The 24,795-nt window shown below is 70.7% G+C and carries 23 protein-coding genes; 11 read left to right on the forward strand and 12 right to left on the reverse strand.

The annotated features are described in order from the left end of the window. Positions 1 to 285: 285 nt before the first annotated feature. The 4 genes from OG194_RS35595 to OG194_RS35610 form a co-directional block, all read right to left on the reverse strand. Complete coding sequence (locus OG194_RS35595; RefSeq protein ID WP_327407323.1) at positions 286 to 1,773, reverse strand: glutamate synthase subunit beta; 1,488 nt, start codon at positions 1,771 to 1,773, stop codon at positions 286 to 288. Between the two features lie 166 nt (positions 1,774 to 1,939). After that, positions 1,940 to 2,419 carry an anthrone oxygenase family protein gene (locus OG194_RS35600; RefSeq protein WP_327404872.1) on the reverse strand — a complete coding sequence of 160 codons (480 nt, stop codon included), beginning with the start codon at positions 2,417 to 2,419 and terminating at the stop codon, positions 1,940 to 1,942. A gap of 82 nt (positions 2,420 to 2,501) precedes the next feature. Continuing rightward, entirely contained in the window at positions 2,502 to 2,681 is a 180-nt protein-coding gene (locus OG194_RS35605) for a hypothetical protein (protein WP_327404873.1), read from the reverse strand. 5 nt (positions 2,682 to 2,686) lie between these two features. After that, entirely contained in the window at positions 2,687 to 3,448 is a 762-nt protein-coding gene (locus OG194_RS35610; RefSeq protein ID WP_327404874.1) for a DUF2293 domain-containing protein, read from the reverse strand. A 152-nt stretch (positions 3,449 to 3,600) separates the two neighbouring features. On the opposite strand from OG194_RS35610, the gene OG194_RS35615 reads away from it, so the two are divergent. Further along, positions 3,601 to 4,242, forward strand: a complete 642-nt coding sequence (locus tag OG194_RS35615; RefSeq protein WP_327404875.1) for a uridine kinase — start codon at positions 3,601 to 3,603, stop codon at positions 4,240 to 4,242. Positions 4,243 to 4,419: 177 nt separating this feature from the next. Next, positions 4,420 to 4,848, forward strand: coding sequence for a CBS domain-containing protein (locus OG194_RS35620; RefSeq protein ID WP_019060469.1), 429 nt, complete (start codon positions 4,420 to 4,422; stop codon positions 4,846 to 4,848). Positions 4,849 to 4,932: 84 nt separating this feature from the next. Here the strand turns inward: OG194_RS35620 and corA are convergent, their stop codons facing one another. Next, the gene (gene corA / locus OG194_RS35625) at positions 4,933 to 6,060 is read right to left on the reverse strand and encodes a magnesium/cobalt transporter CorA (RefSeq protein ID WP_327404876.1); all 1,128 of its coding nucleotides are present in this window, start codon (positions 6,058 to 6,060) and stop codon (positions 4,933 to 4,935) included. Positions 6,061 to 6,331: 271 nt separating this feature from the next. Between corA and OG194_RS35630 the strand changes: the two genes are divergently transcribed. Further along, complete coding sequence (locus OG194_RS35630) at positions 6,332 to 7,126, forward strand: methyltransferase domain-containing protein (RefSeq protein WP_327404877.1); 795 nt, start codon at positions 6,332 to 6,334, stop codon at positions 7,124 to 7,126. A gap of 449 nt (positions 7,127 to 7,575) precedes the next feature. On the opposite strand, the gene OG194_RS35635 is transcribed toward OG194_RS35630, so the two are convergent. The 6 genes from OG194_RS35635 to OG194_RS35660 form a co-directional block, all read right to left on the reverse strand. Next, positions 7,576 to 8,490, reverse strand: a complete 915-nt coding sequence (locus OG194_RS35635; RefSeq protein ID WP_327404878.1) for a carbohydrate kinase family protein — start codon at positions 8,488 to 8,490, stop codon at positions 7,576 to 7,578. After that, entirely contained in the window at positions 8,487 to 9,398 is a 912-nt protein-coding gene (locus OG194_RS35640; protein ID WP_327404879.1) for a pseudouridine-5'-phosphate glycosidase, read from the reverse strand. The genes OG194_RS35635 and OG194_RS35640 overlap by 4 nt, the downstream gene beginning before the upstream one ends. Positions 9,399 to 9,536: 138 nt before the next feature. Beyond that, positions 9,537 to 10,769, reverse strand: a complete 1,233-nt coding sequence (gene fdhA / locus OG194_RS35645) for a formaldehyde dehydrogenase, glutathione-independent (protein ID WP_327404880.1) — start codon at positions 10,767 to 10,769, stop codon at positions 9,537 to 9,539. 70 nt (positions 10,770 to 10,839) lie between these two features. Beyond that, the gene (locus OG194_RS35650) at positions 10,840 to 12,150 is read right to left on the reverse strand and encodes an MFS transporter (protein ID WP_327404881.1); all 1,311 of its coding nucleotides are present in this window, start codon (positions 12,148 to 12,150) and stop codon (positions 10,840 to 10,842) included. A 93-nt stretch (positions 12,151 to 12,243) separates the two neighbouring features. Further along, entirely contained in the window at positions 12,244 to 12,798 is a 555-nt protein-coding gene (locus OG194_RS35655) for a methylated-DNA--[protein]-cysteine S-methyltransferase (protein WP_327404883.1), read from the reverse strand. Positions 12,799 to 12,843: 45 nt separating this feature from the next. Next, entirely contained in the window at positions 12,844 to 13,719 is an 876-nt protein-coding gene (locus tag OG194_RS35660) for a glycerophosphodiester phosphodiesterase (protein ID WP_327404884.1), read from the reverse strand. Between the two features lie 278 nt (positions 13,720 to 13,997). Between OG194_RS35660 and OG194_RS35665 the strand changes: the two genes are divergently transcribed. The 7 genes from OG194_RS35665 (at position 13,998) to OG194_RS35695 (ending at position 22,699) form a co-directional block, all read left to right on the forward strand. Continuing rightward, complete coding sequence (locus OG194_RS35665; protein WP_327404885.1) at positions 13,998 to 14,861, forward strand: MHYT domain-containing protein; 864 nt, start codon at positions 13,998 to 14,000, stop codon at positions 14,859 to 14,861. Positions 14,862 to 14,901: 40 nt separating this feature from the next. Further along, positions 14,902 to 17,040, forward strand: a complete 2,139-nt coding sequence (gene uvrB, locus OG194_RS35670) for an excinuclease ABC subunit UvrB (protein ID WP_327404886.1) — start codon at positions 14,902 to 14,904, stop codon at positions 17,038 to 17,040. Positions 17,041 to 17,198: 158 nt separating this feature from the next. Next, positions 17,199 to 17,777 carry a TerD family protein gene (locus OG194_RS35675; protein ID WP_033283094.1) on the forward strand — a complete coding sequence of 193 codons (579 nt, stop codon included), beginning with the start codon at positions 17,199 to 17,201 and terminating at the stop codon, positions 17,775 to 17,777. Positions 17,778 to 17,827: 50 nt separating this feature from the next. After that, on the forward strand, positions 17,828 to 19,855 hold the full coding sequence (locus OG194_RS35680) for a TerD family protein (protein ID WP_327404887.1): 2,028 nt from the start codon (positions 17,828 to 17,830) through the stop codon (positions 19,853 to 19,855). Between the two features lie 234 nt (positions 19,856 to 20,089). Continuing rightward, positions 20,090 to 21,091: a TerC family protein gene (locus OG194_RS35685; RefSeq protein ID WP_327404888.1), complete on the forward strand. Its 1,002-nt coding sequence runs from the start codon at positions 20,090 to 20,092 to the stop codon at positions 21,089 to 21,091. A gap of 128 nt (positions 21,092 to 21,219) precedes the next feature. Further along, complete coding sequence (locus tag OG194_RS35690; protein ID WP_327404889.1) at positions 21,220 to 21,534, forward strand: hypothetical protein; 315 nt, start codon at positions 21,220 to 21,222, stop codon at positions 21,532 to 21,534. A gap of 61 nt (positions 21,535 to 21,595) precedes the next feature. Continuing rightward, entirely contained in the window at positions 21,596 to 22,699 is a 1,104-nt protein-coding gene (locus OG194_RS35695) for a calcium:proton antiporter (RefSeq protein ID WP_327404890.1), read from the forward strand. A 119-nt stretch (positions 22,700 to 22,818) separates the two neighbouring features. On the opposite strand, the gene OG194_RS35700 is transcribed toward OG194_RS35695, so the two are convergent. Further along, a complete protein-coding gene (locus OG194_RS35700; protein WP_327404891.1) occupies positions 22,819 to 24,090 on the reverse strand; it encodes an MFS transporter in 1,272 nt (423 codons plus the stop codon). Between the two features lie 173 nt (positions 24,091 to 24,263). Here OG194_RS35700 and aroQ point away from each other — a divergent pair, with 173 nt between their 5' ends. Further along, positions 24,264 to 24,737 (forward strand): type II 3-dehydroquinate dehydratase, encoded by a 474-nt coding sequence (gene aroQ / locus OG194_RS35705; protein ID WP_327404892.1) that lies wholly within the window; start codon positions 24,264 to 24,266, stop codon positions 24,735 to 24,737. Positions 24,738 to 24,795 lie beyond the last annotated feature (58 nt).

The following is a 24,795-nucleotide window of genomic DNA, read 5'->3' on the forward strand; positions in this document are numbered from 1 at the left end:
TGACGACGGAACGAAGGATGGGGGCGCCGCCGCGCCCGACCCCACTCCGGGCCGACCACGACTCGCCTCCTGCGCCGATGATCCCACCGCCGTTGGCCTACAGGTCGGCCGGAAGTCACTTTCCCGTCCGCCACCGAACGATTTCGTGAGCCGGGAGGAGGACCGGCCCGGCGCCTCGTACCGGCGCAGTACACCCCGCCTCATCCGCAGGACCGAGGACGGACGTACGCGTGCTCATCCGGCAGCAGAGATGTCTCTACCTCCGGCTCCTCCGCCTCCGCTGTCTCACACGGTCATCGGGCGGTCGTACGGCCCGATGGGCGCCGGGAGTTGGGAACTTCCCGTCAGATAGCGGTCGACGGCCGCCGCCACCGCCCGTCCCTCCGCGATCGCCCACACGATCAACGACTGCCCGCGCGCCGCGTCCCCCGCGACGAACACGCCCCGCGTACTCGTCGCGAAGTCCGCGTCCCGGGTGATCGTGCCGCGCGGCGCCATCGCCAACCTCAGTTGATCGACGAGCCCGTCCTCCCGGTCGGGCCCGGAGAACCCGAGGGCGAGCAGCACGAGATCGGCGGGCAGGCTGCGTCCGGAACCGTCCAACGGGCGCCGCTGCGCGTCGACTTCGACCAGGTGCAGGGACCGCACGTGCCCGTCCCCGGCCCCCTCGAAGTGGAGCGTCGACGCCGCGAACAGCCGCGCGTCCGCGTCCGCAGCCGGAGCCGTCTCCAGATCCCGAGCCTCCTCGTGCGCGGCCGAGAGCCGGTAGATCTTCGGATACGTCGGCCACGGCTCCGCGTTCTCGTCGCGCTCGGCGTCCGGCTGGGCGTAGATGTCCAACTGGGTTACGGACGCGGCCCCTTCACGCACCGCGGTGCCGAGACAGTCGGCCCCGGTGTCGCCGCCGCCCACGATCACGACATGCTTCCCGGCGGCGGACAGGGGAGAGGCCGCCAAGTCGCCCTCGCACACCCGGTTGGCCAGCGGCAGGTACTCCATCGCCTGGTGGATGCCGGTCAACTCACGCCCCGGTACGGCCAGTTCACGCCACGCCGTGGCTCCGGTGGCGATCACCACGGCGTCGTAGCGCGCCCGGAGTTCGGCCGCCCCGATGTCGCGCCCGACCGTCGTCGACGTACGGAACTTGGTGCCCTCGGCGCGCATCTGCTCAAGGCGCCGTTCCAGATGCCGTTTCTCCATCTTGAACTCGGGGATGCCGTACCGCATCAGGCCGCCGAGCCGGTCGTCTCGCTCGTACACGGCGACCGTGTGCCCGGCTCGCGTCAACTGCTGTGCCGCGGCGAGGCCGGTGGGCCCGGAGCCGATCACCGCGACGGTCCGCCCCGACAGTCGGTCCGGTGGCCGAGGTGGCGCGAAACCGTCGGTCCAGGCGTGGTCGGCGATGGCGACCTCGACGTTCTTGATGGTGACGGCGGGCTGGTTGATGGCGAGCACGCACCCCGCCTCGCAGGGTGCCGGGCACAACCGCCCGGTGAACTCGGGGAAGTTGTTGGTGGCGTGCAGCCGGTCGGCCGCCGCGCGCCAGTCGTCCCGGCTGACCAGATCGTTCCACTCGGGGATCAGATTGCCGAGCGGGCACGCGTCGTGGCAGAACGGGACACCGCAGTCCATGCACCGGTCGGCCTGCTTGTTGACGATCGGCAGCAGCGCGCCCGGGACGTACACCTCGTCCCAGTCACGCACCCGCTCCTCGACAGGCCTGCGGGGCCACTCCTCGCGCGGAGTGGTCATGAAACCCTTGGGATCGGCCATGGCCGTCTTCCTCGCGTCCGCGTACGACAGGCCGTGCGTCATCGGGCGGCACTCTTTCAGCCACGATAAGGCCCCTGGGCCGGGCGCGCAGAGTGGGGCGAGACGGCTTTCTCACCTGGTCCCGCGGGCCCCACCAGCGTTCGCTCAGGTGATCATGCGGTTTCTCTCAGGTGAGAGCCAGCATGTACACCAGCGCGGCGGCGGCCGAGGCGACCGCGCGGACGTGATTCCACATCGTCCACTCGCGCACGTACGACGGCCAGTAGGCGGCGGCCTCCGGCGTCCCCGGGTCCAGCTTCAGCAGCGCTTCGTTCCGGGGCACGTTCGCGACGAGGGTCAGCCCGAACGCGCCGAACAGATACAGCGCGCTGCCCAGGAGCAACTCCACGGTCCCTTGGTCCGGCCACAGTACGAACGTCACCACCGCGATCACCGCGCACACCACCGCGGAACCGGCGAACAGCAGCATGAAGGCCGGCGTCATCGCCGCCGTGTTGATCGCGTTCATCGCGGCGACCCCCTGCGCGGGCGGCAACTGGGCCAGCCCTCGCATGACCAGCACGGAGAAGGCACAGAACACCCCGGCCATCACGCCGGTCACGAGCACCCCCAGAACCGTCAGCGTCACATACGGTTCACCGATCATGCCGACATCAACTCCCGCCCGTAGACCCGAGATCCTGCCCACCACCGACCACCGGGACAAGTCAACCCCGCCCTTGACCGGGTCACCATGGCCGAGAATCGCCGGGGCATACGCGGACGTCCACGAGGCCCTCCGGGGCGACGACGGCACACTCCGGGCCGGTGACGGCCCCTTTCGGGCCGCTGGCGACGGCGCACTCCGGGTCGGTGACGGCGCCGTCCGGGGTGACGACGGCGTGCTGGGCAACCGGGTTCCCTGCCACCCTCCTCACCCGGCCTCCGCGTTCGCTGGGACATCCGCCTCCGCCTCCTCCCTCTTCTCCGTTTGAACCCCGCCCTCCCGCCACCCCCGTAGAACCCCCTCCACCCCCACCGAGATCCGCCGCCGTGCCTCATGTCGAGGCACCCCACTCATCAGCAACTGGTCGTAGGGCGTGTCCACATGCCTTACGGAAGCCACCACCGCCGAGACCACCGCGCCCTCGGACAACGCCCGCCCCGCCGCACTCCGCCCCACCCGCCCGCTGCCCCGCGCCGAGGCATGCGCGGCGACGGCCCGGGCCCGCGCCTCGGGGCAGCCGGGGAACAGCCGTCGTATCTCCGCCGCGAACGCCTCCGTGAACCGCACGTCCTGCGCGGCCCGCCGCACCGCGTCCCGCACCCGGCGCCGCCGCCGCGCCTCCGCGTCCGCGAGGCACCGCTCCTCGGCCCGCGCCAGCCCCGCCTCCTCGACGAGGACACCCTGCCGCTCGTACCGGCCCCGCCGCCGGTCGAACCGCACCACCACCGCCGACAGCCCACTCTCCTCCCGCGCCCTGCGCGTCAACGCCGTGTCGCCGCGCGGCAGGAACACCAGATGCCCGAGATCCACACAGTCGAGACACCGCGGCACCCCACCCTCGACGACCAGCAACGCCAACGGCCCCCGACGACACCCGGCACAGTGCCGCTTCCTGAGCGGTTGAACAACGAGCGGTCCACTACGGGTCGGTGGAGTCGCGAGCGATGCCGTACGAGCTGTGCCAGCCATGCGAGCCATGCGAGCCATATGAGGAGCATTCCCTCCTGCTGTGCGCCTCTCTCCTGTTCCTCCCGCCGCCCGCGCCCGGAGCGAGACCCGCCTCCCGCAACTCCTCGCAGCCATCAGCCGCCCGTCGCACCCTGATCGCCGCCTGCCGCATCATGGTCCCTGTGCGACTGGAAGCGATCACCTGGGACCGGCTCGGCGACCTCCTGGCCGAGCGTCTGCTCGACCTGAAGCCGGCCGACGGCAGCCCCTGGCCGCGGGTCGCCTTCGACGGTGCCCCGGCGGGTCACCCCGGCGACCTCGCCGAGCGCGTCTCGGAGGCGCTGCGCGTACGCGGCCGGTCTTCGCTCGTCGTCGCCACCGAGGGGTTTCTGCGCCCCGCCTCGCTGCGTCTGGAGTACGGGCGCCAGGACGTCGAGGCGTACTACGACGGCTGGTTCGACACCCGTGCCCTGTGGCGCGAGGTCTTCGGCCCGCTCGAACCGGACGGCGACGGCCGCGTCCTGCCCGACCTGTGGGACCCGGTCGCCGACCGCGCCACCCGCAGCCCCTACGTCCAACTCCCGCCCGGCGCCGTCCTGTTGCTGCACGGCCCCCTCCTCCTTCGGCACTGGTTCCCCTTCGACCTGACCGTCCACGTCCTCCTCTCACCGGGCGCCCTGCGCCGCCGAACCCCCGAGCCCGAGCACTGGACCCTCCCCGTCTTCGAGCGTTACGAGGACGAGACCGACCCGGCCGGCACGGCGGACGTCCTGGTACGCGCCGACGATCCGCGTCACCCGGCGTGGAACGGCTGAGCCACGGACTCGGTGAGTCCCGTGGGACCCGGGGTGTCGTGGGATTCACCGAGTCCGGCACACCGGAAGTCGTGACCGTCCGGGTGCGTTCCCCCGGCCGCGCGGCGAGAATGTAGGGCGCCGGGACTAGCGGAACGTTCTGTGCCGCGCCGGCCGTCCGGCACCGGGAGGTACTTCATGACCACCGCCGGAGACATCATGCACCGGGGCGCCCAGTGGATCCCCGCCCATGAAACCCTGGACCGCGCCGCCCAGCTGATGCGCGAACTGGGCGTCGGGGCTCTGCCCATCAGCGACGAGAACGAACGGCTCTGCGGCATCCTCACCGACCGGGACATCGTCGTCGGCTGTGTGGCCATGGGCCACGACCCGGCCAAGATCACCGCGGGCGAGATGGCCCAGGGCACCCCCCGCTGGATCGACTCCGGCGCCGATGTCGGCGAGGTGCTCCAGGAGATGCAGGGACACCAGATCCGCCGGCTCCCCGTCATCGAGAACAAACGCCTCGTCGGCATGATCAGCGAGGCCGACCTGGCCCAGCATCTGACGGAGGAACAGCTCGCCGGCTGGGTCGAGAGCGTCTACGCCCGGAGCGGCATGCGCTGAACCGCCGGGCGGTGCCGGGCGCTGAACCGCCGGACCCTTTCCCGGTACTGCGTGCCGGACCGCTTCCGGTTCAGCGGCTGCCGTTCACAGCCAGCCGTTGCGCCGGAAGCCCCGGTACAGCGCCAGACACGCCACGGTTATCACGCCGATGACCAGGGGATAGCCGAACCGCCAGTGCAGCTCCGGCATGTGGTCGAAGTTCATGCCGTACACACCGCACACCATCGTCGGTACGGCGATCACCGCGGCCCAGGCCGTGATCTTCCGCATGTCCTCGTTCTGCGCGACCGTCACCTGGGCGAGGTGCGCCTGCAGAATCGAGTTGAGCAGTTCGTCGAAGGACGCGATCTGCTCCTTCGCGCGCAGCAGATGGTCGGAGACGTCCCGGAAGTAGGCCTGTATCTCCGGTCCGATCACCCGCATCGGCCGGGTGGCGAGCTCCTCCAGCGGGCGGCTGAGGGGGACGACCGCCCGCTTCAACTCCAGGAGTTCACGCTTGAGTTGGTAGATACGGCCCGGGTCCGCCCGCGCGCCGTTCTCCGCGAACACGTCCGTCTCCACCTGGTCGATGTCCGCCTGTACCGAGTCCGTGACGCTCAGATAGTCGTCGACCACATGGTCCGCGATCGCGTGCAGCACCGCGGCCGGTCCCTTGGCGAGCTGCCGCGGGTTCGACTCCAACTCCTCGCGCAGCGGCCCCAGGGAGCCGTGCCGTCCGTGCCGCACCGTGATGACGAACTCGGCGCCGACGAACACCATGATCTCGCCGGTGTCCACGACCTCGCTCGTCGCCGTCAGCTTCTCGTGCTCGACGTAGCAGACCGTCTTGAACACCGCGAACAGTGTCTCGCCGTAGCGCTCCACCTTGGGGCGCTGATGGGCCTCGATCGCGTCCTCGACCGCCAGCGGGTGCAGGTCGAAGAGCTCGGCGATGCCCGCGAACTCGTCGTTCGTCGGCTCGTGCAGGCCGAGCCAGACGAAGCCGTCCTCCTTCTTGCGCACCCGCTCGACGGTGTCCACCAGATCGCCGGCGACGGGGATGCGGACGCCGTCCTGATACGTGACGCACTTCACCACCGAGGAGCCCAGCGGTGACCGGGCATGGTGGCTCAGGTCGACCCGGGGGCGTCGCCGGGCCAGCCGTGCCACCTTGCGGAGGCCGCCGACCCTGCCGAGGCCCGTGACCTTCCGAAGATTCCCTGCCATGGACATCCGGCTCTCCTTGCGTGGATCCCCTCGCATCGCATTTCTGCGCCTTGGCGTGCCAGTTTGCCAGGCCGACGTGAGCCGCGGGTAAGCCTGTGGGAACGGAATCCTCCGCTTTGTTCCCGGCTGTGGACGAAGCCGTGGACGAACCGGTGCACGGTCGCGACAAGGGTGTGGTCGGCCGGAGCTCCGCCCGCGCCGAACCGGAGTTTCGCCCCGCCCGACAACCGGAGCGTCGCCCCCTGTCGACAAGCGGGGCAACTGGGATGATCGCGGCATGACGCGATCCGACGGGTATCTCCTCGACAACCGGCAGTCCGAGGCGGGACAGCGCTTCGACGCCTTCGCCACGCTCTTCGACCCCACGACGTTCCGGCACCTGGAGGGGTTCGGCGTCGGACCCGGCTGGCGCGTCTGGGAAGTCGGCGTCGGCGGCACCTCGGTGGTGTCCTGGCTGGCCAAGAAGGTCGGGCCGACGGGGAAGGTCGTGGCGACCGACATCGACACGTCCCAGGTCGCCTCGGCAGCCCGCCCGCCGGTCGAGGTGCGCGTCCACGACGTCGGCGCCGAGGAACCGCCGGGGGAGGGCTTCGACCTCGTGCACGCCCGGCTCGTCCTCGTCCATGTCCCGGACCGGGAGCGGGCGTTGCGTTCGATGATCAAGTCCCTGCGTTCCGGCGGCCGCCTGCTGATCGAGGACGCCGACCCGGCCCTCCAGCCCCTGCTCTGCCCCGACGAGCACGGCCCCGAGCAACAACTCGCGAACCGCCTCCGCCACGGCTTCCGCAAGCTCCTCGCCGACCGCGGCGCCGACCTCTCCTACGGCCGCCGACTCCCGCGCCTGCTCCGCGAGGCCGGCCTGCGCCGGGTCGAGGCCGACGCGTACTTCCCGGTCACCTCACCGGCCTGCGCCGCGCTGGAGTCCGCCACGGTCCGCCAGATCCGCGGCCAACTCGTCACCGCGGGCCTGGCCACGGACGAGGACATCGACCGCCACCTGGCCAATGTCGCCTCCGGCACGATGGATCTGGCTACGGCTCCGATGATCTCGGCTTGGGGGCGGAAGGCCTAGGCGGGGGGCGGGAGTTGAAGGTGGGTGCCGGTGCCGGTGCCGGTGCCGGTGCCGGTGCCGGTGGGCAGTGGGCTTTCGGGCTGGGGTGGGCGTTTGTCTGACGTGGGTGGACGGACGTCGCGGGCTCGGGCACGCGCCGGGGGCGCGGTTCCTCCGGGCAGATGACGTCGGCCGGACGCATCTGTCACTCACTCCCGCCAAGTGCCGCCGTCGGCCGCGCTGTTGTCCGGCAGCGGGTTGCCGCCGGCAGCCTGACACCGACCGTCAGTGGGTCCGGTGGCGATCACCGTGGACCCGACATCCGCTGCTGGTAGGCCTGTCGCTGTCGCCGTCTGCCCAGCCCGCGCGGCCTCTGCCCAACACCGGCGACCGTCGGCCGCGTACACAAGAGCACCCCGCTCCGCACCGGCGGCCGCCAACCGGGTACCAGCAACCGTCTCCAGCGACTGTCACCCCCGCCCAGGCGGTCGCCCTCCCACCAGTTCCACCGCCCGAGCCCCCGCCCGGCACCCCTCCCGTGCGGCCTTCTCCGGATCGGCGCCGGTCAGCAGCGTTGCGAGGAACGCCCCCGTGAAGGCGTCCCCCGCTCCCGTGGTGTCCAGGGGAACAGCCGGCTCGGCCGGTACGCGTGCGTGGACTGTGCCCGAGTGGGCGACCAGGGCTCCCTCGGCGCCCTGCTTGGTAATCACCAGGGGGACATGACGGCTCAGCTTGGCCGCCGCGTCCGCCGGGTCGGGCAACCCCGTGAGCAGGCACGCCTCGTCACGGTTCGGCAGCAGGACGTCCACCCCCTCGACGAGCGCCAGGAAGCGGTCGACGCCCAGCTCCACCAGGAACCCCGCCGACGCCGGATCCAGACTCACCGGCACCCCACGCGCGCGTGCCGACTCCACCGCCACGTACGCCAACGCCCGGCCCGGCTCGGAGAACAGCAGATAGCCCGACAGATGCAGCCGTACGACGCCGTCCAGCAGCGAGTCCGACCAGTCCTCGGGGCCGAGCCGTAGGGCCGCTCCACTGTCGGTGACGAGCGTCCGCTCGGCCGAAGCGCCCGTGTCGACCAGACAGATCACCGTCGCGGTCGCGGCCTCCGGATCGACCACGAGCCGGGGCCGCACCCCGGAGGCGACCAACTCCCGCTCGTGCCACGCCGCCGAGTCCGCACCCACACGACCGAGCAGCCGCACGTCCGTGCAGCCCCAATGGGCCGCCCAGCACGCCACGTTGGCGCCCGCGCCGCCCGGCACCGTGCGGATCGCGGCGGCGGTGTCGGTACCCGGGGCGAGCGGCCCCCGGTGTCGGGCGACGACGTCCGTGACGACGTCCCCGACGACCAGGAGGGCGCCGTTCGCCTCGGTCGTCATGCCTCCTCGGCCCACGCCGCCGCGATCCGTCCAGCCAGCCGTACGTTGCCGCGCACGGCCGCCAGGTTGGCGCTCAGCGAGGCACCGTCGGTGTGCTCCACCAGGTAGCCGAGCAGGAACGGGGTGACCGCCTGCCCGGTGACGCCCTCCGCCTCGCACGCGTGCAGCGCGTCGGCGAGCACACGCGCGTGCAGCCCGGGATCCAACTGCTCTTCCTCGGGCACCGGATTGGCGACGATCAGCGTCGACTCCGGGGCGTCCAGCGCGTCCTGCGCCCGCATCACGGCCGCGACCTGCTCCGGGGTCTCCAGCGTCCAGTCCACCGGATAGCCGGAGTCGGAGAGGTAGAAGCCGGGGAAGCGGTCCGTGCCGTAGCCGGCGACCGCAACTCCCAGTGTCTCCAGGCGTTGCAGGGTCGCCGGCACGTCCAGGATCGACTTCACGCCGGCGCACACGACCGTGATCCGGGTGGACGCCAGCAGCCCCAGGTCGGCGGACTCGTCCTGGGTCACCGTCCACTCCCGGTGCACCCCGCCGAGCCCCCCGGTCGCGAACACCCGGATGCCCGCCCGCGCCGCCAGCAGCGCCGTGGCCGACACCGTGGTCGCCCCGCTGGCCCCGGCCGCCACCGCGAGCGGCAGGTCACGGTGGCCCAGCTTGCGGATCCCGTCCTCGTTGGCGACGCGCTCCAACTGCTCCTTGTCCAGGCCGACATGGGGCCGCCCGTCCAGCACGGCGATCGTCGCGGGTACGGCCCCCTCCTGCCGTACCGCCGCCTCCAGCTCCAGCGCGACCCTCAGGTTGCGCGGGCGGGGCAGCCCGTGCGCGATGATCGTCGACTCCAGGGCCACCACGGGTCGACGCGCGTCGATCGCCTCGCGTACTTCCTCGGACACCACCAGCACCACGCGCCTCCTGTCGTTCGGTCTTCCCTCATCCCTGGCGGGTGCCGGGCCTGGTCAAACCCTCGCGGACTGTGGGGGACACCACCAGCGGTCGACGTGGAAAAAGGGGGCCACGCGTGCGTGGCCCCCGCTTTCCGTGCGTCAGACCGGGCTCACGCCCGCCAGCGTCCCGTGCGGATCGAGCACGTACTTGCGGCTGGCGCCCTGGTCGAACTCGGCGTAGCCGCGCGGTGCGTCCTCCAGCGCGATCGGGGTCGCGTTGACCGCCCTGGCGATGTGCACGCGCCCGTGCAGGATCGCCATCATCAGACTCCGGTGGTACGTCATCACCGGGCACTGACCGGTCGTGAACCCGTGGCTCTTGGCCCACCCGAGGCCGAGCCGCACCTTCAGGGTGCCGCTCTTCGCGTCCTCGTCGACCCCGCCGGGGTCGGCGGTGACGTACAGCCCGGGGATGCCCAGGGCACCGCCCGCGCGCGTGACGCCCATCAGCGAGTTGAGGACCGTCGCCGGCGCCTCCGGGGCGTCCGGGCCGTGCGCCCGCGCCTCGAAGCCGACCGCGTCGACCGCGGCGTCCACCTCGGGTTCGCCGAGGATCTCGGCGATCTGCTCCCCGATGTCGCCGCGTGAGACGTCGACGGTCTCGCAGCCGAAACTCCTCGCCTGGCCCAGGCGTTCGGCGTTCAGGTCGCCGACGATGACGACCGCGGCGCCCAGGAGCTGCGCCGACGCTGCCGCCGCCAGACCGACCGGACCCGCCCCGGCGACGTACACCGTGGACCCGACCCCGGCGCCCGCTGTGACCGCGCCGTGGAAACCGGTCGGGAAGATGTCGGACAGCATGGTCAGGTCGAGCAGCTTCTCGCGTGCCTCGTCCCGGTCCGGGAACCTCAACAGGTTGAAGTCCGCGTACGGGACCATGGCGTACTCGGCCTGACCGCCGACCCAGCCGCCCATGTCGACATAGCCGTAAGCCGCCCCGGGGCGGGCCGGGTTGACGTTCAGGCAGATGCCGGTCTTGCGTTCCTTGCAGTTGCGGCACCGCCCGCAGGCGATGTTGAACGGTACGGAGACGATGTCGCCCACGTCGATGAACTCGACGTCCGGACCCCGTTCGACGACCTCTCCGGTGATCTCGTGTCCGAGGACCAGCCCCTCGGGCGCGGTCGTCCGACCGCGCACCATGTGCTGGTCGCTGCCACAGATGTTGCTGGCGAGCACCTTCAGGATCACCCCGTGCCGGACCTTGCGGCCGACGTTGGCGGGGGCGACTCCCGGCCCGTCCTGCAGTTCAAGCGTCGGGTAGTCGATGGTCCTGACGTCGACCGCTCCCGGCTTGAGATACGCGACTGCCCTGTTTCCGCTTCCACTCATGCGTGTTCGCCGTCCCTTCGGCTCCGGTCCCCCGGATGCCAGTGGCTGTGCGCGCGCACGGCGGAGTCTGCTACCGGCTCGGCCTCCCGGCCACCCTTCGCGGGGCATCGGAAACCGGGATCTTCCGGGAGCGGGTGAACAGGGCCAGCGCGGCCAGGGGTATCAGCAGGCAGGCGGCGGTGAGGTTCAGCCATCCGTAACTCGCCTCGGCGACCACCAGCCCGGCCACCGCCCCGCCGATGCCCGCCGAGGTGTTCATGGCGAGGTCGGACAGGCCCTGCGCGGCGGCACGCGCGGACTGCGGCACCGAGTCCGTGAGCAGCGCCGAGCCGGAGACGAGCCCCGCCGACCAGCCCAGGCCCAGCACGAACAGCCCCAGCGCGATCCGCCCGTGGATCCCGCCCGCCGTACCGGCGATGAACGCGGCACAGGCCAGCAGCCCCACCGCGAGCCCTATCCCCGACAATCGCCCGACCCGGTCGGACAGTCTCCCCATGAGCGGCGAGAACGCGTACATCCCCGCGATGTGCCCACTGATCACCAGCCCGACCAGATCGATGCTCGCCCCGTGGTGCCCCAACTCGACCGGGGTCATCGCCATCACCGACACCATCGCCGTGTGCGACACGGCCACCGTCACCAGCGCCAGCCGCGCCCGCGGCGAGGCCGCCACCGCCGCGAACCCGGCCCGCAGCGACCGCGCGGCGGGCGACCGGTCCTCGTCCGGCGCGAGCGCCCGCGCCGTCAACAACGGATCGGGCCGCAGCAGTACGGCGACCACGACCGCGGCGATGAGGAAGATCCCGCCCGCCCACAGAAAGGGCCCGGCCGCCGCGGGTATCCCGATCCCGGAGACGCTACGGCCCGCCGGCGCGGCGATGTTGGGTCCGAGGACCGCCCCTATGGTCGTCGCCCACACGACATGGGAGATGGCCCGGGCCCGCTGCTCCGGCTCGGCCAGATCGGCGGCCGCGAACCGGGACTGCAGATTCGCCGACGAGGCCGCCCCGAACGCGGCCATGCCGCACAGCAGCAGTGGAAAACTCCCGATGCTCGCCGCGAGCACCACGATCCCGGCTCCCAGCGCCCCGACCAGATACCCGAGGACCAGCCCCGGACGCCGGCCGCGCGCCGTCATCAGCGCCGCGAACGGCATCGACAGCACCGCGGTCCCCGTGACCGTCGCCGTGGGCGCCAGCCCGGACAGCGACTCGGTCCCACTGACCTGCTTGGCCAGCACGGCGGCCAGCGCGATCCCGGTGGCGACGCCGAGCCCGCCCAGGATCTGGGTCGTGATCAGCACACCGGACACCCGGCGCCGCAGCGCGGGCAGCCGGTCGGCCGCGACGGGCACCGCGCCCTGCCCCTCGACGGCGGTCACAGCACACACCCGGTACCGCCGTCGCCGCACGCGCACGTGAAGCCGGTCCTCACCAGCACAGCATTCCCCCGAATTCCCGGTCCGCCCGAGCCCTCAGAACAACGGCTCGGGCAGCACCCCCTCCAGCGCCAGCAGCTTCCTCTTCGTCTCCAGGCCGCCCCCGAACCCGCCGATCCCACCGTCGCTCTCGACGACCCGATGGCACGGCACCACGACCGGCAGCGGATTGGACCCCATCGCCACCCCGACCGCCTGGGCCGCGAACGGCTGCCCGACCCGCCCGGCCAGATCGCCGTACCCGACCACCGAGCCGTACCGCACGCCGGAGGCCAGCTCGCGCAGCACCTGCCGGTTGAAGCCGGAGCTCAGGGACCAGTCGAGCGGCAGCTCGAAGTCGCGCCGGTCACCGGCGAAGTAGGCCTCGATCTGACGTATCGCCTCGGCCAGCAAGGGGGAGTCGGGCGCCTCGACCGGCTCGGTGCCCAGCCGGGTCGCCAGTCGGTCGAGGGTCTTGTCGCGCACCGCGTCCGTGGCGTGGAAGACGACGTTGACCAGGCCGTCCCGCGTCGCGGCCAGCAGCAGGGGACCGATGTCGGTGCCGACGACGGTCCACACGACCCGCTGCTCGTTCTGCCCATGGCTGTCCATGCGCCCACCGTACGACCCGGCACTGACAACGCCCCGCGAGCGGCCTCAGAACCCGTTCAGCGCGGACCGCACCACGTCCGGCTTGTTCGTGATGAGCCCGTCCACGCCGTACCCGGCGACCTTCCACGCCGTGGGCGCGTCGTCGACGGTCCAGGCGTACACCTCCATCGGACGGCCGTGCGGGCCCGTGTGCCCGTGCACGGCGGAGACGTAGCCGAGGGAGATCGAGCCGTACGACGGGTTGATCAGGTCGGTGTAGGCGGCGTAGCCCTGAAGGGCGGACAAGGGGGGCGTGCCGAGGAAGGCGGTCCTGATGGCGGGCTTCAGGTCGTGCACGATGCGGATGCTGTCCGCGCTGAAGCTCTGCACGATCAGCCGGCCGTCGAGGTGCCCCTGGTCCAGCCACCCCTCGTTGCCCAGGAGCTTGAGGGTCTGCTGCTCGATGCCGGGGTACAGCTCCGGGTTCTTGATCTCCAGGAGCAGACTCTCGTGGTTGTGCTCCACTTCGCGCATGTATTGCGTGAGCGTGGGCACGCGCGTGCCTGTGAACGCGGGACCGAACCAGCTTCCCGCGTCGAGGCGCGCGATCTCGGCGGCGGTGAAGTCCTTCACCTTCCAGGGAGCCCGATCTGGGAACACCTTCTGGACATCGGTGGTGCGCTTCAGGCTGTCGTCGTGGATGACGACGAGCTCGCCGTCCTTGGTGCGCTGGACGTCGTTCTCGACCCACTGGAAGCCGAGCTGGGCCGCCTTGTCGATGGAGGCCAGGGTGTTTTCGGGCGCATAGGAGGACGCGCCCCGGTGGGCCACGACCGTCGGCCACTGGGTGGCGTCGCCGGCCCGGGCGGCGGGGGAGGGGAGCAGAAGGGCGGCGGCCCCCAGGAGCGCGGTGGTCGAGGCGGCAACTGCGCGCAGGTGCATGCGTACTCCTCGCATCGAGCGATCACATACAGCTCAAGGATGACAGCGGAACGTCACTACCCGTGGGGTACAGGATGGACACAGAATGAATGGTGTTGCCCAAGTCCGCTCACCGGTGCCGCACAACTGGGGCAGGGCCGTGTTTCTTTGCCGGAAAATCGTTCGACCATTCCGGTGGGGGTCATACTCTCTGCGTCGACCCTGACCGTTCCGGCGGTCCTGGGGCTGGGCGCGTTTCAGGAATTCCGGAATGGAACAGGACGGAAGGGCAACTGCGCATGCAGGGCACGGTCGACGGATTCAGCTACGGACTCGTCACACCGCTGGTGGCCTACCTCATGGCGTGCCTCGGCGGCGCCCTCGGCCTGCGCTGCACCACCAGATCGATGCTCGTCGCCCAGTCCTGGCGCCCCGGATGGCTCGCCCTCGGATCGGCGGCGATCGGTTCCGGCATATGGACGATGCACTTCATCGCGATGATGGGGTTCTCGGTCCGCCAGACACCGGTCCACTACGACAAACCCATGACCTTCGCGAGCCTCGCCGTCGCCATCGTCATGGTGGGTGTCGGGATCTTCATCGTCGGCTACAGGGGAGCGAAGGGGACGGCGCTCTTCACCGGCGGCACTCTCACCGGCCTGGGCATCGCCTCGATGCACTACCTGGGCATGGCCAGCATGCGCCTCAACGGAAAGCTCGAATACAACACGTTCACCGTCTCCGTGTCCGTCGTCATAGCGGTCGTGGCCGCGATCACCGCCCTCTGGGCCGCCGGCCAGGTCCGCGGGTTCCTGTGGAGCGTGGGCGCGAGCCTCGTCATGGGGCTCGCCGTCGCCGGCATGCACTACACCGGCATGGCCGCCCTCAGCGTCCACGTCCACGGCACGGCACCGACCACCGACGGCGTGTCGGCCGCGTCCCTGCTCGCGCCCATGATGATCGGCCCCCTCGCCTTCCTCCTCCTGGCCGGCGTCGTCGTGATGTTCGACCCGCTGATGGTCATGGGGAAGCCCGCCCAGGCCCCCGTCGAGCACAAACCAGGAGTCCCGGCCGGCGCCCTCGTGCCGCACCCCCGGCGCGCCCCCGTCCGCGCCGCCCGCGAGCTCGGGCACCGCCGCTCCCGCACCCCGCAGAACCGCTGATCCGACCCCGTTGTCAGTGGTGGGTCGTACGGTTGGTTCCATGCGGCCCGTTTCCCACATCGAACGCACGGTGGCGCCCTTCGAGGTCGTCAGCTCCTACCAGCCCAGCGGCGACCAGCCGGCGGCCATCGCCGAGCTGGCCCGACGCGTCGAGGCAGGTGAGAAGGATGTCGTCCTGCTGGGCGCGACCGGCACCGGCAAGTCCGCCACCACCGCGTGGATGATCGAGAAGCTCCAGCGCCCCACCCTGGTGATGGCGCCGAACAAGACCCTGGCCGCCCAGCTGGCCAACGAGTTCCGCGAGCTCCTGCCGAACAACGCCGTCGAGTACTTCGTCTCGTACTACGACTACTACCAGCCCGAGGCCTACGTCCCGCAGTCGGACACCTACATCGAGAAGGACTCCTCGGTCAACGAGGAGGTCGAGCGACTGCGCCACTCCGCGACCAACTCGCTGCTCACCCGTCGCGACGTCATCGTGGTCGCCTCCGTCTCCTGCATCTACGGCCTCGGTACTCCGCAGGAGTACGTGGACCGCATGGTCCCCCTCAAGGTCGGCGACGAGATCGACCGCGACCAGCTGCTGCGCCGCTTCGTGGACATCCAGTACACGCGCAACGACGTGGCCTTCAGCCGCGGCACCTTCCGCGTCCGCGGCGACACCATCGAGATCTTCCCGGTCTACGAAGAGCTGGCCGTCCGCATCGAGATGTTCGGCGACGAGATCGAGGCCCTCTCCACCCTCCACCCGCTCACCGGCGAGATCATCAGCGAGGACGAGCACCTCTACGTCTTCCCGGCCTCCCACTACATCGCCGGCCCCGAGCGCATGGAGCGGGCCGTCAACGACATCGAGAAGGAACTCGCCGAGCGGCTGGCCGAGATGGAGAAGCAGGGCAAGCTCCTGGAGGCCCAGCGCCTGCGCATGCGGACCACGTACGACCTGGAGATGCTCCGCCAGATCGGTTCCTGCTCCGGTGTCGAGAACTACTCGATGCACTTCGACGGCCGCGAGCCCGGCTCCGCGCCGAACACCCTGATCGACTACTTTCCGGAAGACTTCCTGCTCGTCATCGACGAGTCGCACAACACCGTCCCGCAGATCGGCGCCATGTACGAGGGCGACGCCTCCCGCAAGCGCACCCTCGTCGACCACGGCTTCCGGCTGCCCTCCGCCCTGGACAACCGGCCCCTGAAGTGGGAGGAGTTCCAGAAGCGCATCGGACAGACGGTCTACCTGTCGGCGACCCCCGGCAAGTACGAGCTCTCGCGCGCGGACGGCGCCGTCGAGCAGATCATCCGCCCCACCGGCCTCATCGACCCCGAGGTCGTCGTCAAGCCCACCGAGGGCCAGATCGACGACCTGGTGCACGAGATCCGCAAGCGCACCGAGAAGGACGAGCGGGTCCTGGTCACCACGCTCACCAAGAAGATGGCCGAGGACCTCACGGACTACTTCCTGGAGCTCGGCATCCAGGTCCGCTACCTGCACAGCGACGTCGACACCCTGCGCCGCATCGAGCTGCTGCGCGAGCTGCGCTCCGGCGAGTTCGACGTCCTGGTGGGCATCAACCTCCTCCGGGAGGGCCTCGACCTGCCCGAGGTGTCCCTGGTCGCCATCCTGGACGCCGACAAGGAGGGCTTCCTGCGCTCCGGCACCTCCCTGATCCAGACCATCGGCCGCGCGGCGCGCAACGTCTCCGGTCAGGTCCACATGTACGCCGACAGGATCACCCCGGCGATGGAGAAGGCCATCGAGGAGACCAACCGCCGCCGGGAGAAGCAGGTCGCGTACAACACGGAGCGCGGCATCGACCCCCAGCCGCTCCGCAAGAAGATCAACGACATCGTCGCGCAGATCGCCCGCGAGGACGTCGACACGGAGCAGCTGCTCGGCTCGGGCTACCGCAAGGCCAAGGACGGCAAGGGCGCCAAGACCCCCGTGCCCGCGCTCGGCGGCAAGGCCGCGAAGGGCGCCAGGTCCGCCAAGGGCAAGGCCCAGGACACGGTGCCGACCGACCGTCCCGCGGCCGAACTCGCCGAGCAGATCGAGGAGATGACGGCACGCATGCGTGCCGCCGCCGCGGACCTGCAGTTCGAGGTCGCGGCCCGGCTGCGCGACGAGGTGCACGAGATGAAGAAGGAACTGCGGCAGATGAAGGAGGGCGGCCTGGCCTGACCGCCCGGGTGGACCGCCGGACCTCGGGGTATGCGCTCTGTGTTGCAAGACCGACACAAAGTCCGATGCGGGGTTCGGCACCGTCAGTGGCGCTGCGTAGGGTTCTGGACATCCGCGGATTCCGCGGCAACAGGGGACAGTTCGAGAGGGGAACAGCCGTGACGGTCAACATGACCAAGGGTCAGGCCATCAGTCTGCAGAAGAACGACGGATCCGGCCTGACCGCGGTGCGCATGGGTCTCGGCTGGCAGGCGGCTCCCCGGCGCGGCCTGTTCGGCTCGCGCACCCGGGAGATCGACCTCGACGCGTCCGCCGTGCTCTTCGCGGACAAGCAGCCCGTCGACGTCGTGTTCTTCCGCCACCTGGTCAGCGACGACGGCTCCGTGCGCCACACCGGTGACAACCTCGTCGGCGGGGTCGGCCAGGGCGGGGACGACGAGGCGATCCTCGTCGACCTCGCGCGCGTGCCGGTCCACATCGACCAGATCGTCTTCACCGTGAACTCCTTCACGGGCCAGACCTTCCAGGAGGTGCAGAACGCGTTCTGCCGCCTGGTCGACGAGACCAACGGCCAGGAGCTGGCCCGCTACACGCTGGCGGGCGGCGGCCAGTACACCGCCCAGATCATGGCGAAGGTGCACCGCACCGGCTCGGGCTGGACACTGACGGCCCTCGGCACACCGACCAACGGCCGCACCTTCCAGGACCTGATGCCGGCGATCCTGCCGCACCTGTAGGACGGCCCGGCGCACACGACAGGACACGGCTGAGCAGGGGGACGAGAGCGATGGCAGCCGAGCTGGCGCGAGGGCAGAACCACCCGCTCTCCCAACTGCGCCTGGAGATCCGGGTCGCGGCCGGCCAGTCGGTCGTGGCCGCCGCCACGCTCGGCGACGAGCGGGGCAGGATCCACGGCGTCGAGTGGGTGGCCCACCCGGGCACACCCACCCTGCCCGGCCTGGAGGTCTCCAAGCAGGCGGCCGCCGACCACCGCCTCGCGGTGGACCTGGGCGCCATGCCGGAGGCCGTGCACCGCGTCAGCGTGCTCCTCGCCCTGCCCCTCGGCGGCGACGGCCCCGCCCGCTTCGGCGCCGTCGCCGCACCCTTCGTAGCCGTCACCGGCCTCGACGGCACCGAGGTCGCCAGCTACACGATCACCGGCCTGGACGCCGAATCCGCCGTCGTGGCCCTGGAGTTGTACCGCAGGCAGGGCGCCTGGAAGGTACGCGCCGTCGGCCAGGGCTACGCGGGCGGCCTCGCCGAACTCCTCACCGACCAGGGCCTGCCCCACGCCCCGCACCTCGCGGGCACCATCAACGAAGCGGTGGCCCACGGCCTCGCCCGCTCCGTGGCAGCACCCCCACCCCGTACCCCGGACGGCGACCGCACCCGCCAGACGGCCACACCGGCCCTCGGCCCCGAGGGGAGCGGCCCTACGACACAGGGCGCCTCCGGAGCCGTAGCACCGCAGCCGACGTCTCCGTACACGACGCAGGGCACCCCGGGGACCGTAGCGCCGCAGTCCGGATTCCCCGGTTCCGCCGCTCCTGCGGATCCGGCCGCCACTCAGCCGGCCGCCCCCGCCACGGATGGCCCGATCGACTACAGCCACCCGCGTCGGCACCAGACCGGGGCGCCCCCGTCGCCCGCGCCGACCGCGGCGCCGGCTCCGCCCGGGCAGGCCGCGCGACCCGTCGCCGGGGACGCGACCGGTTGGTCGATGGAGGAGCGGCTGTACAACCAGGTGTGGGGGATGTTCGAGGATCTGGCGCGCACCATGGCCGCGTACCGCAGCGCGGTCGACTTCGCGGACTCGCGCATGGAGAAGGAGCTGGACCAGGCGCTGTCCGATCCGCGGAGCCGGATCGGTGGTCAGGGGGACACGGCCCGGGAGGCGGCGCAGGCCAAGCACGCCCAACTAGTCGACCAGGCTCGGGCGGCCCTCGACCGGGACCTCGCCCAGCTGGCCGCCGAGTCCGACGTGGTCGAACCCGCGCTCCCTCCGGCGTTCGCGGGCTGGGACAACCCCGTCTGGCACGGCTACCGCGTCCCCATGGAGATCCCGATGGCCGTGCGCCTCGGCGATCTGCACCTCCCGGAGAGCCCTGAGCTGCGCATCCCGATGCTGGTCCGGCTGCCGTTGGAGCGCGGTCTGTGGATCGACAGCGGTGGCGCGGAGTCCCTGGACGGCTCGTTCACCGACTCGCACGAGCTGCGGCGCCTCGCGCTGGACACGGCCGTGGCGCACGCGGCCCGGCTGCTCGCCGTCTATCCGGCGGGCGAGTTCGCCGTGCAGGTCATCGACCCGGCCGGTTCGGCGGCGCAGGCGCTGGTCCCGCTGGTACACACCGGCGTGCTCGCGGCGCCGCCCGCCGTGGGTGCCGCTGGGGTGACGGACGTGCTGACCCGGCTCACCCAGCGGGTGGACCTGGTGCAGATGGCGGTGCGCGGCGGCGCCGCCGACTCGCTGCCGCCCGGCCTCGACACGGCCGAGCAACTGCTGATCGTCAACGACTTCCCGCACGGCTTCGACGACCGGGCCGTGACCCAGCTGCGCTACCTCGCCGACGAGGGACCGAGTGTCGGCGTCCATCTGATGATGGTCGCGGACCGTGAGGACGCCGCGGGCTACGGCCCGTTGCTCGACCCCCTCTGGCGTTCGCTGATGCGACTCACCCCGCTGCCCGACGACCACCTCGCCGACCCCTGGGTCGGACACGCCTGGACGTACGAGCCTTCGCTGGCGCCGTCCGGCAGTCAGGTGCTGCGGCAGGTGCTGACGGAGGTCGCGACGGCCCGCACCAAGCTCAGGTAAAGAGCTTCCACCTGCGCTTTTATCCTTTCTTTGGCAATAGCTTTACCTTTCCTTGGTGGTTGGGGTAGGCTTTTCCGTACGGAGGGGAGTACTCCCTATCTGCTGCGGCGTACCCGTCAATACGGATCAGGCCAGATCCCGGGGCGTCGGCCCTGGGCACCCGTCCAAGGTGGAAGAGACCTCCGGTAGCGACGACGCTGACCATTTGCCGTTAATACCGCCGGAGGAGCAGTAGTGGATGTTTCCGTGACCCTGTGGGTCCTGACCATCGTGGGGCTGGCGGCCCTCATCGCGGTCGACTTCTTCATCGGCCGCAAGCCGCATGACGTGTCGATCAAGGAAGCCGGAATCTGGACGATCGTCTGGATCGCCCTCGCCGGACTCTTCGGACTCGGCCTGCTCGTCTTCGGGGACGGCCAGGCCGGCGGCGAGTTCTTCGCCGGCTTCATCACCGAGAAGTCGCTGAGCGTCGACAACCTCTTCGTCTTCGTCCTGATCATGGCGAAGTTCGCCGTGCCCTCGCAGTACCAGCAGCGCGTGCTGCTCGTCGGTGTCCTCATAGCCCTGGTCCTGCGGGCCATCTTCATCGCGGCCGGCGCGGCCATCCTCGCCAGCTTCGCGTGGGTCTTCTACATCTTCGGCGCCTTCCTCATCTGGACCGCCTGGAAGCTCATCCAGGAGGCCCGCGCCGACGAGGAGGAAGAGGAGTTCGAGGAGAACAAGCTGCTCAAGGCCGCCGAGCGCCGCTTCGGCGTGGCCGACCGGTACCACGGCACCAAGCTGTGGATCCGGGAGAACGGCAAGCGGATCATGACCCCGATGCTGGTCGTGATGCTCGCGATCGGTACGACGGACGTGCTGTTCGCCCTCGACTCCATCCCGGCGATCTTCGGCCTGACCCAGGACCCGTACATCGTGTTCACGGCCAACGCCTTCGCGCTGATGGGCCTGAGGCAGCTGTACTTCCTCATCGGCGGCCTGCTGAAGAAGCTGGTCCACCTCAGCTACGGCCTGTCGGTCATCCTCGGCTTCATCGGGGTCAAGCTCGTGCTGCACGCCCTGCACGAGTCCGGCGTCCATGTCCCGGAGATCTCCATCCCCGTCTCGCTGGGCGTGATCTGCGCGGTCCTGATCGTCACCACGATCACCAGTCTGATGGCCAACAAGAAGACGGCGTCGGCCGAGGCGGCGCGGACGGGGACCGAAGGCGCTCCGAAGGACAGCATCGACGCCTGACCACGTCGGACGTAGGAACAACGATCACCGGGAGCACCGCACGATGAATTGCCGACCACCGCTCCCGGTGCTTCGTTGGATACCGAGCGCGACCGGTCCGGGAGCGCCACGGCCGGGTGGAGGTATCCATGGACGTATCGAAGAAGTTCGTGCAGATCGTCGACTTCGAGACCGACCGCTTCGGCGAGATGCAGGCGGTCGCCGAGGAAGCGGACAAGCGGATGGCCGGCCGGGCCGGCGGGCCGACGCACCGCCTCGTCCTGCGGGACCGGAACAATCCCGGCCATGTCCTCGTCGTGATCGAGTTCGACTCGTACGAGGACGCCATGCGCAACAGCCAGGATCCCGAGACCGGCGAAATGGCCGAGCGGATGGCCGCGTTGTGTACCAGGCCGCCGTCGTTCACCGACTGCGACGTACTGGACATGACCGAGTTCAAGTAGCGCCGTACGGGCCCCGCGGCGCCGGAGTGCGGGGCCCGTACGCCTCTGCGAGGATCGCTTCATGATCACTCGGCTCAGGTCGCTCACCAACCGGTGGACGACCCTCGTACCGGTGCTCGCCGCCGTCCTGTTGATCTTCACCTGGGGGCGCAAGGACCTGCCCGTCGTGGTCGTCGCCCTGGTGACCCTGGTCCTCGCCGGCGCCGTGCTGGCCGCGGTGCACCACGCCGAGGTGATCGCCCACCGTGTCGGAGAACCCTTCGGCTCCCTCGTCCTCGCCGTCGCCGTCACGATCATCGAGGTGGCCCTGATCGTCACCCTGATGGCCGACGGCGGCGACAAGAGCTCGACCCTCGCCAGGGACACCGTCTTCGCGGCCGTCATGATCACCTGCAACGGCATCGTCGGCCTGGTCCTCATCGTCGCCTCGCTGCGCCACGGCACGGCGGTCTTCAACCCCGAGGGCACCGGCGCCGCCCTCGCCACCGTGGCGACCCTGGCCACGCTCAGCCTGGTCCTGCCGACCTTCACCACCAGCAAGCCGGGCCCGGAGTTCTCCGGCGCCCAGCTCACCTTCGCCGCGCTCTCCTCACTCGCCCTGTACGGCCTCTTCGTGGCCACGCAGACCGTGCGGCACCGCGACTACTTCCTGCCCGTCTCCCACCAGGGCGAGACGATCACCAAGGACCTCCACGCGGACGCGCCCTCCGCCAGCACCGCCCTGATCAGCCTGGGCCTGCTGGGTCTCGCCCTGATCGGCGTGGTCGGACTGGCCAAGGGCGTCTCGCCGACCATCGAGTCCGGCGTCGAGGCGGCCGGGCTGCACCACGCCGTCGTCGGCGTGATCATCGCGCTGCTCGTGCTGCTCCCCGAGACCATCGCCGCCCTGCGCTCCGCCCGCCGCGACCGGGTGCAGACCAGCCTCAACCTCGCGCTTGGCTCCGCGATGGCCAGCATCGGCCTCACCATCCCGGCCGTCGCCCTCGCGTCCATCTGGCTCTCGGGCCCGCTCGTCCTCGGCCTCGGCTCCACGCACATGGTGCTGCTCGCCCTGACGATCGTGGTGAGTTCGCTGACGGTCGTGCCGGGCCGGGCGACACCGCTCCAGGGCGGAGTCCATCTGGTGCTGTTCGCGGCGTACTTGGAGCTGGCGATCAATCCGTGACGTGCGGAGTTCCGTACGCGAGGCGTTCCGTAGTGAGTGCGGGGTGTTCCGGACGGTACGTAAACGCTTGCGCAAGCCTTTACGTCCCTGCCGCTTTACGTCACCCGCCGCGCGAGCCCTCACCCGGCGACCGGCTCCACCACCGCCATCTCCACCGGCCGGGTCTCCGGCAGCAGCGCGAAGCAGCCCAGGCTGAACAGGGCGATCCCCGTCAAATAGGCACCCACACCCCAGGGGACGCGCCCGCTGTGCTCGGCGAGCGCCGTCGCCACGATCGGGGTGAGCGCGCCGCCGATGACCCCGCCGAGGTTGTAGCCGACGGCGGCGCCCGTGCAGCGCACCCGGGGCTCGTACAGCTCCGGCAGATACGCGCCGAGCACGGCGAACATGGTCACGAACGCGAGCAGCGCCCCCAGGAACCCGAGGAACATCAGCAGCGGCGCGCCCGTGGCGAGCAGCGCGACCATCGGGAACATCCACAGCGCGGCGGCCGCGCACCCCAGCAGACACAGCGGACGGCGCCCATAGCGGTCGCTCAGCAGCGCCACCAGCGGGGTGAGCGAGCCCTTCACCACCACGGCGGCCATGATGCACGCCAGCATGACCGTACGGCCGACCCCGAGCCGCTCCGTGCCGTAGGCGAGGGACCACGTCGTCACCGCGTAGAAGATGGCGTACCCCACCGACAGCGCGCCGGCGGTCAGCAGGACCAACCGCCAGTGCTCGCGCACGACTTCGGCGAGCGGCACACGCGCGTGGTCGTCGATTTCGAGGAAGCGGGGGCTCTCGGCGAGCGACGAACGCAGCCACAGCCCGCCGAGGGCCAGCACCCCGGCCACCCAGAACGGCACCCGCCAGCCCCACTGCGCGAACTGCGCGTCCGTCAGGGTCGCCGACAGCGCCAGCATCACGCCGTTGGCCAGCAGGAACCCCACCGCGGGCCCGGCCTGCGGAAAGCTCGACCACAGCCCGCGCCGTCCGGCCGGCGCGTGCTCGGCGGTCAGCAGCACCGCACCGCCCCACTCCCCGCCGAGTCCGAGGCCCTGCAGAAAACGCAGCACCAGGAGGAGCACGGGAGCGGCCACCCCGATCGAGCCGTACGACGGTACGCAGCCGACCGCGACCGTCGAGGCACCGGTCAGCAGTAGCGAGGCGACGAGCACCGGTCGGCGTCCGCGCCGGTCCCCGAAGTGCCCGAACAGGATCGAGCCCAGCGGTCGCGCCACGAAACCCACCCCGAACGTCCCGAAGGCGGCCAGGGTCCCCGCCACCGGCGAGAACGTCGGGAAGAACAGGGGGCCGAGAACCAGGGCCGCCGCCGTGCCGTAGACGAAGAAGTCGTAGAACTCGATCGCGGTCCCGGCGAGCGAGGCGGCCGCGAGGCGCAGCATGGAAGGGGGCCTTACGGTGCGTACATCGTGCATGCCGCGTCAACTACCCACAGTGAGCAACGGTTACGGGGGCGCGCGGAGGTGCGGAGGGGTCGTGATAGACCGGATCCGAGCAGCGGCCGTCGACCGGCGGCCCCGTCTCGAACGACATGTCCGAACGGACCGGAGGAACCGTGCCCCGCACCCTGGCCAACGCCCCGATCATGATCCTCAACGGCCCCAACCTGAACCTCCTGGGCCAGCGCCAGCCGGAGATCTACGGCTCCGGCACACTCGCCGACGTCGAGGCCCTGTGCGTCGACGCGGCGGCCGGGCACGGTGGCACGGTGGACTTCCGGCAGTCCAACCACGAGGGCGAACTGGTCGACTGGATCCACGAGGCACGCCTCAACCACTGCGGCATCGTGATCAACCCGGCCGCCTACTCGCACACCTCGGTCGCGATCCTGGACGCCCTCAACACCTGTGACGGACTACCGGTGGTGGAGGTCCACATCTCCAACATCCACCAGCGCGAGACGTTCCGGCACCACTCGTACGTCTCGCTGCGCGCCGACGGTGTCATCGCGGGGTGCGGTGTGCAGGGGTACGTGTTCGGCGTGGAGCGGGTCGCCGCGCTGGCGGGCGCGGGGAAGGCCGACGCGTAGGGTGTAGGGCGGTAAGGATCGGCCTCCTGGCGCACGCCTCTTACAGACCAACAGTTAC

This window comes from Streptomyces sp. NBC_01288 (genome assembly GCF_035982055.1).
Lineage (GTDB): Bacteria > Actinomycetota > Actinomycetes > Streptomycetales > Streptomycetaceae > Streptomyces.

What these genes read in the sequence shown, in the direction of transcription:
- OG194_RS35635 (WP_327404878.1), bottom strand. Translation starts at nt 8,490, where the DNA reads ATGACGACCGAGGCGAACGGCGCCCTCCTGGTCGTCGGGGACGTCGTC.
- uvrB (WP_327404886.1), top strand. Translation starts at nt 14,902, where the DNA reads ATGCGGCCCGTTTCCCACATCGAACGCACGGTGGCGCCCTTCGAGGTC.
- corA (WP_327404876.1), bottom strand. Translation starts at nt 6,060, where the DNA reads ATGTCCATGGCAGGGAATCTTCGGAAGGTCACGGGCCTCGGCAGGGTC.
- fdhA (WP_327404880.1), bottom strand. Translation starts at nt 10,769, where the DNA reads ATGAGTGGAAGCGGAAACAGGGCAGTCGCGTATCTCAAGCCGGGAGCG.
- OG194_RS35600 (WP_327404872.1), bottom strand. Translation starts at nt 2,419, where the DNA reads ATGATCGGTGAACCGTATGTGACGCTGACGGTTCTGGGGGTGCTCGTG.
- OG194_RS35680 (WP_327404887.1), top strand. Translation starts at nt 17,828, where the DNA reads ATGGCAGCCGAGCTGGCGCGAGGGCAGAACCACCCGCTCTCCCAACTG.
- OG194_RS35610 (WP_327404874.1), bottom strand. Translation starts at nt 3,448, where the DNA reads ATGGCTGGCACAGCTCGTACGGCATCGCTCGCGACTCCACCGACCCGT.
- OG194_RS35595 (WP_327407323.1), bottom strand. Translation starts at nt 1,773, where the DNA reads ATGGCCGATCCCAAGGGTTTCATGACCACTCCGCGCGAGGAGTGGCCC.
- OG194_RS35690 (WP_327404889.1), top strand. Translation starts at nt 21,220, where the DNA reads ATGGACGTATCGAAGAAGTTCGTGCAGATCGTCGACTTCGAGACCGAC.
- OG194_RS35655 (WP_327404883.1), bottom strand. Translation starts at nt 12,798, where the DNA reads ATGGACAGCCATGGGCAGAACGAGCAGCGGGTCGTGTGGACCGTCGTC.
- OG194_RS35665 (WP_327404885.1), top strand. Translation starts at nt 13,998, where the DNA reads ATGCAGGGCACGGTCGACGGATTCAGCTACGGACTCGTCACACCGCTG.
- OG194_RS35695 (WP_327404890.1), top strand. Translation starts at nt 21,596, where the DNA reads ATGATCACTCGGCTCAGGTCGCTCACCAACCGGTGGACGACCCTCGTA.
- OG194_RS35615 (WP_327404875.1), top strand. Translation starts at nt 3,601, where the DNA reads ATGGTCCCTGTGCGACTGGAAGCGATCACCTGGGACCGGCTCGGCGAC.
- OG194_RS35660 (WP_327404884.1), bottom strand. Translation starts at nt 13,719, where the DNA reads ATGCACCTGCGCGCAGTTGCCGCCTCGACCACCGCGCTCCTGGGGGCC.
- OG194_RS35700 (WP_327404891.1), bottom strand. Translation starts at nt 24,090, where the DNA reads ATGCTGCGCCTCGCGGCCGCCTCGCTCGCCGGGACCGCGATCGAGTTC.
- OG194_RS35630 (WP_327404877.1), top strand. Translation starts at nt 6,332, where the DNA reads ATGACGCGATCCGACGGGTATCTCCTCGACAACCGGCAGTCCGAGGCG.
- OG194_RS35620 (WP_019060469.1), top strand. Translation starts at nt 4,420, where the DNA reads ATGACCACCGCCGGAGACATCATGCACCGGGGCGCCCAGTGGATCCCC.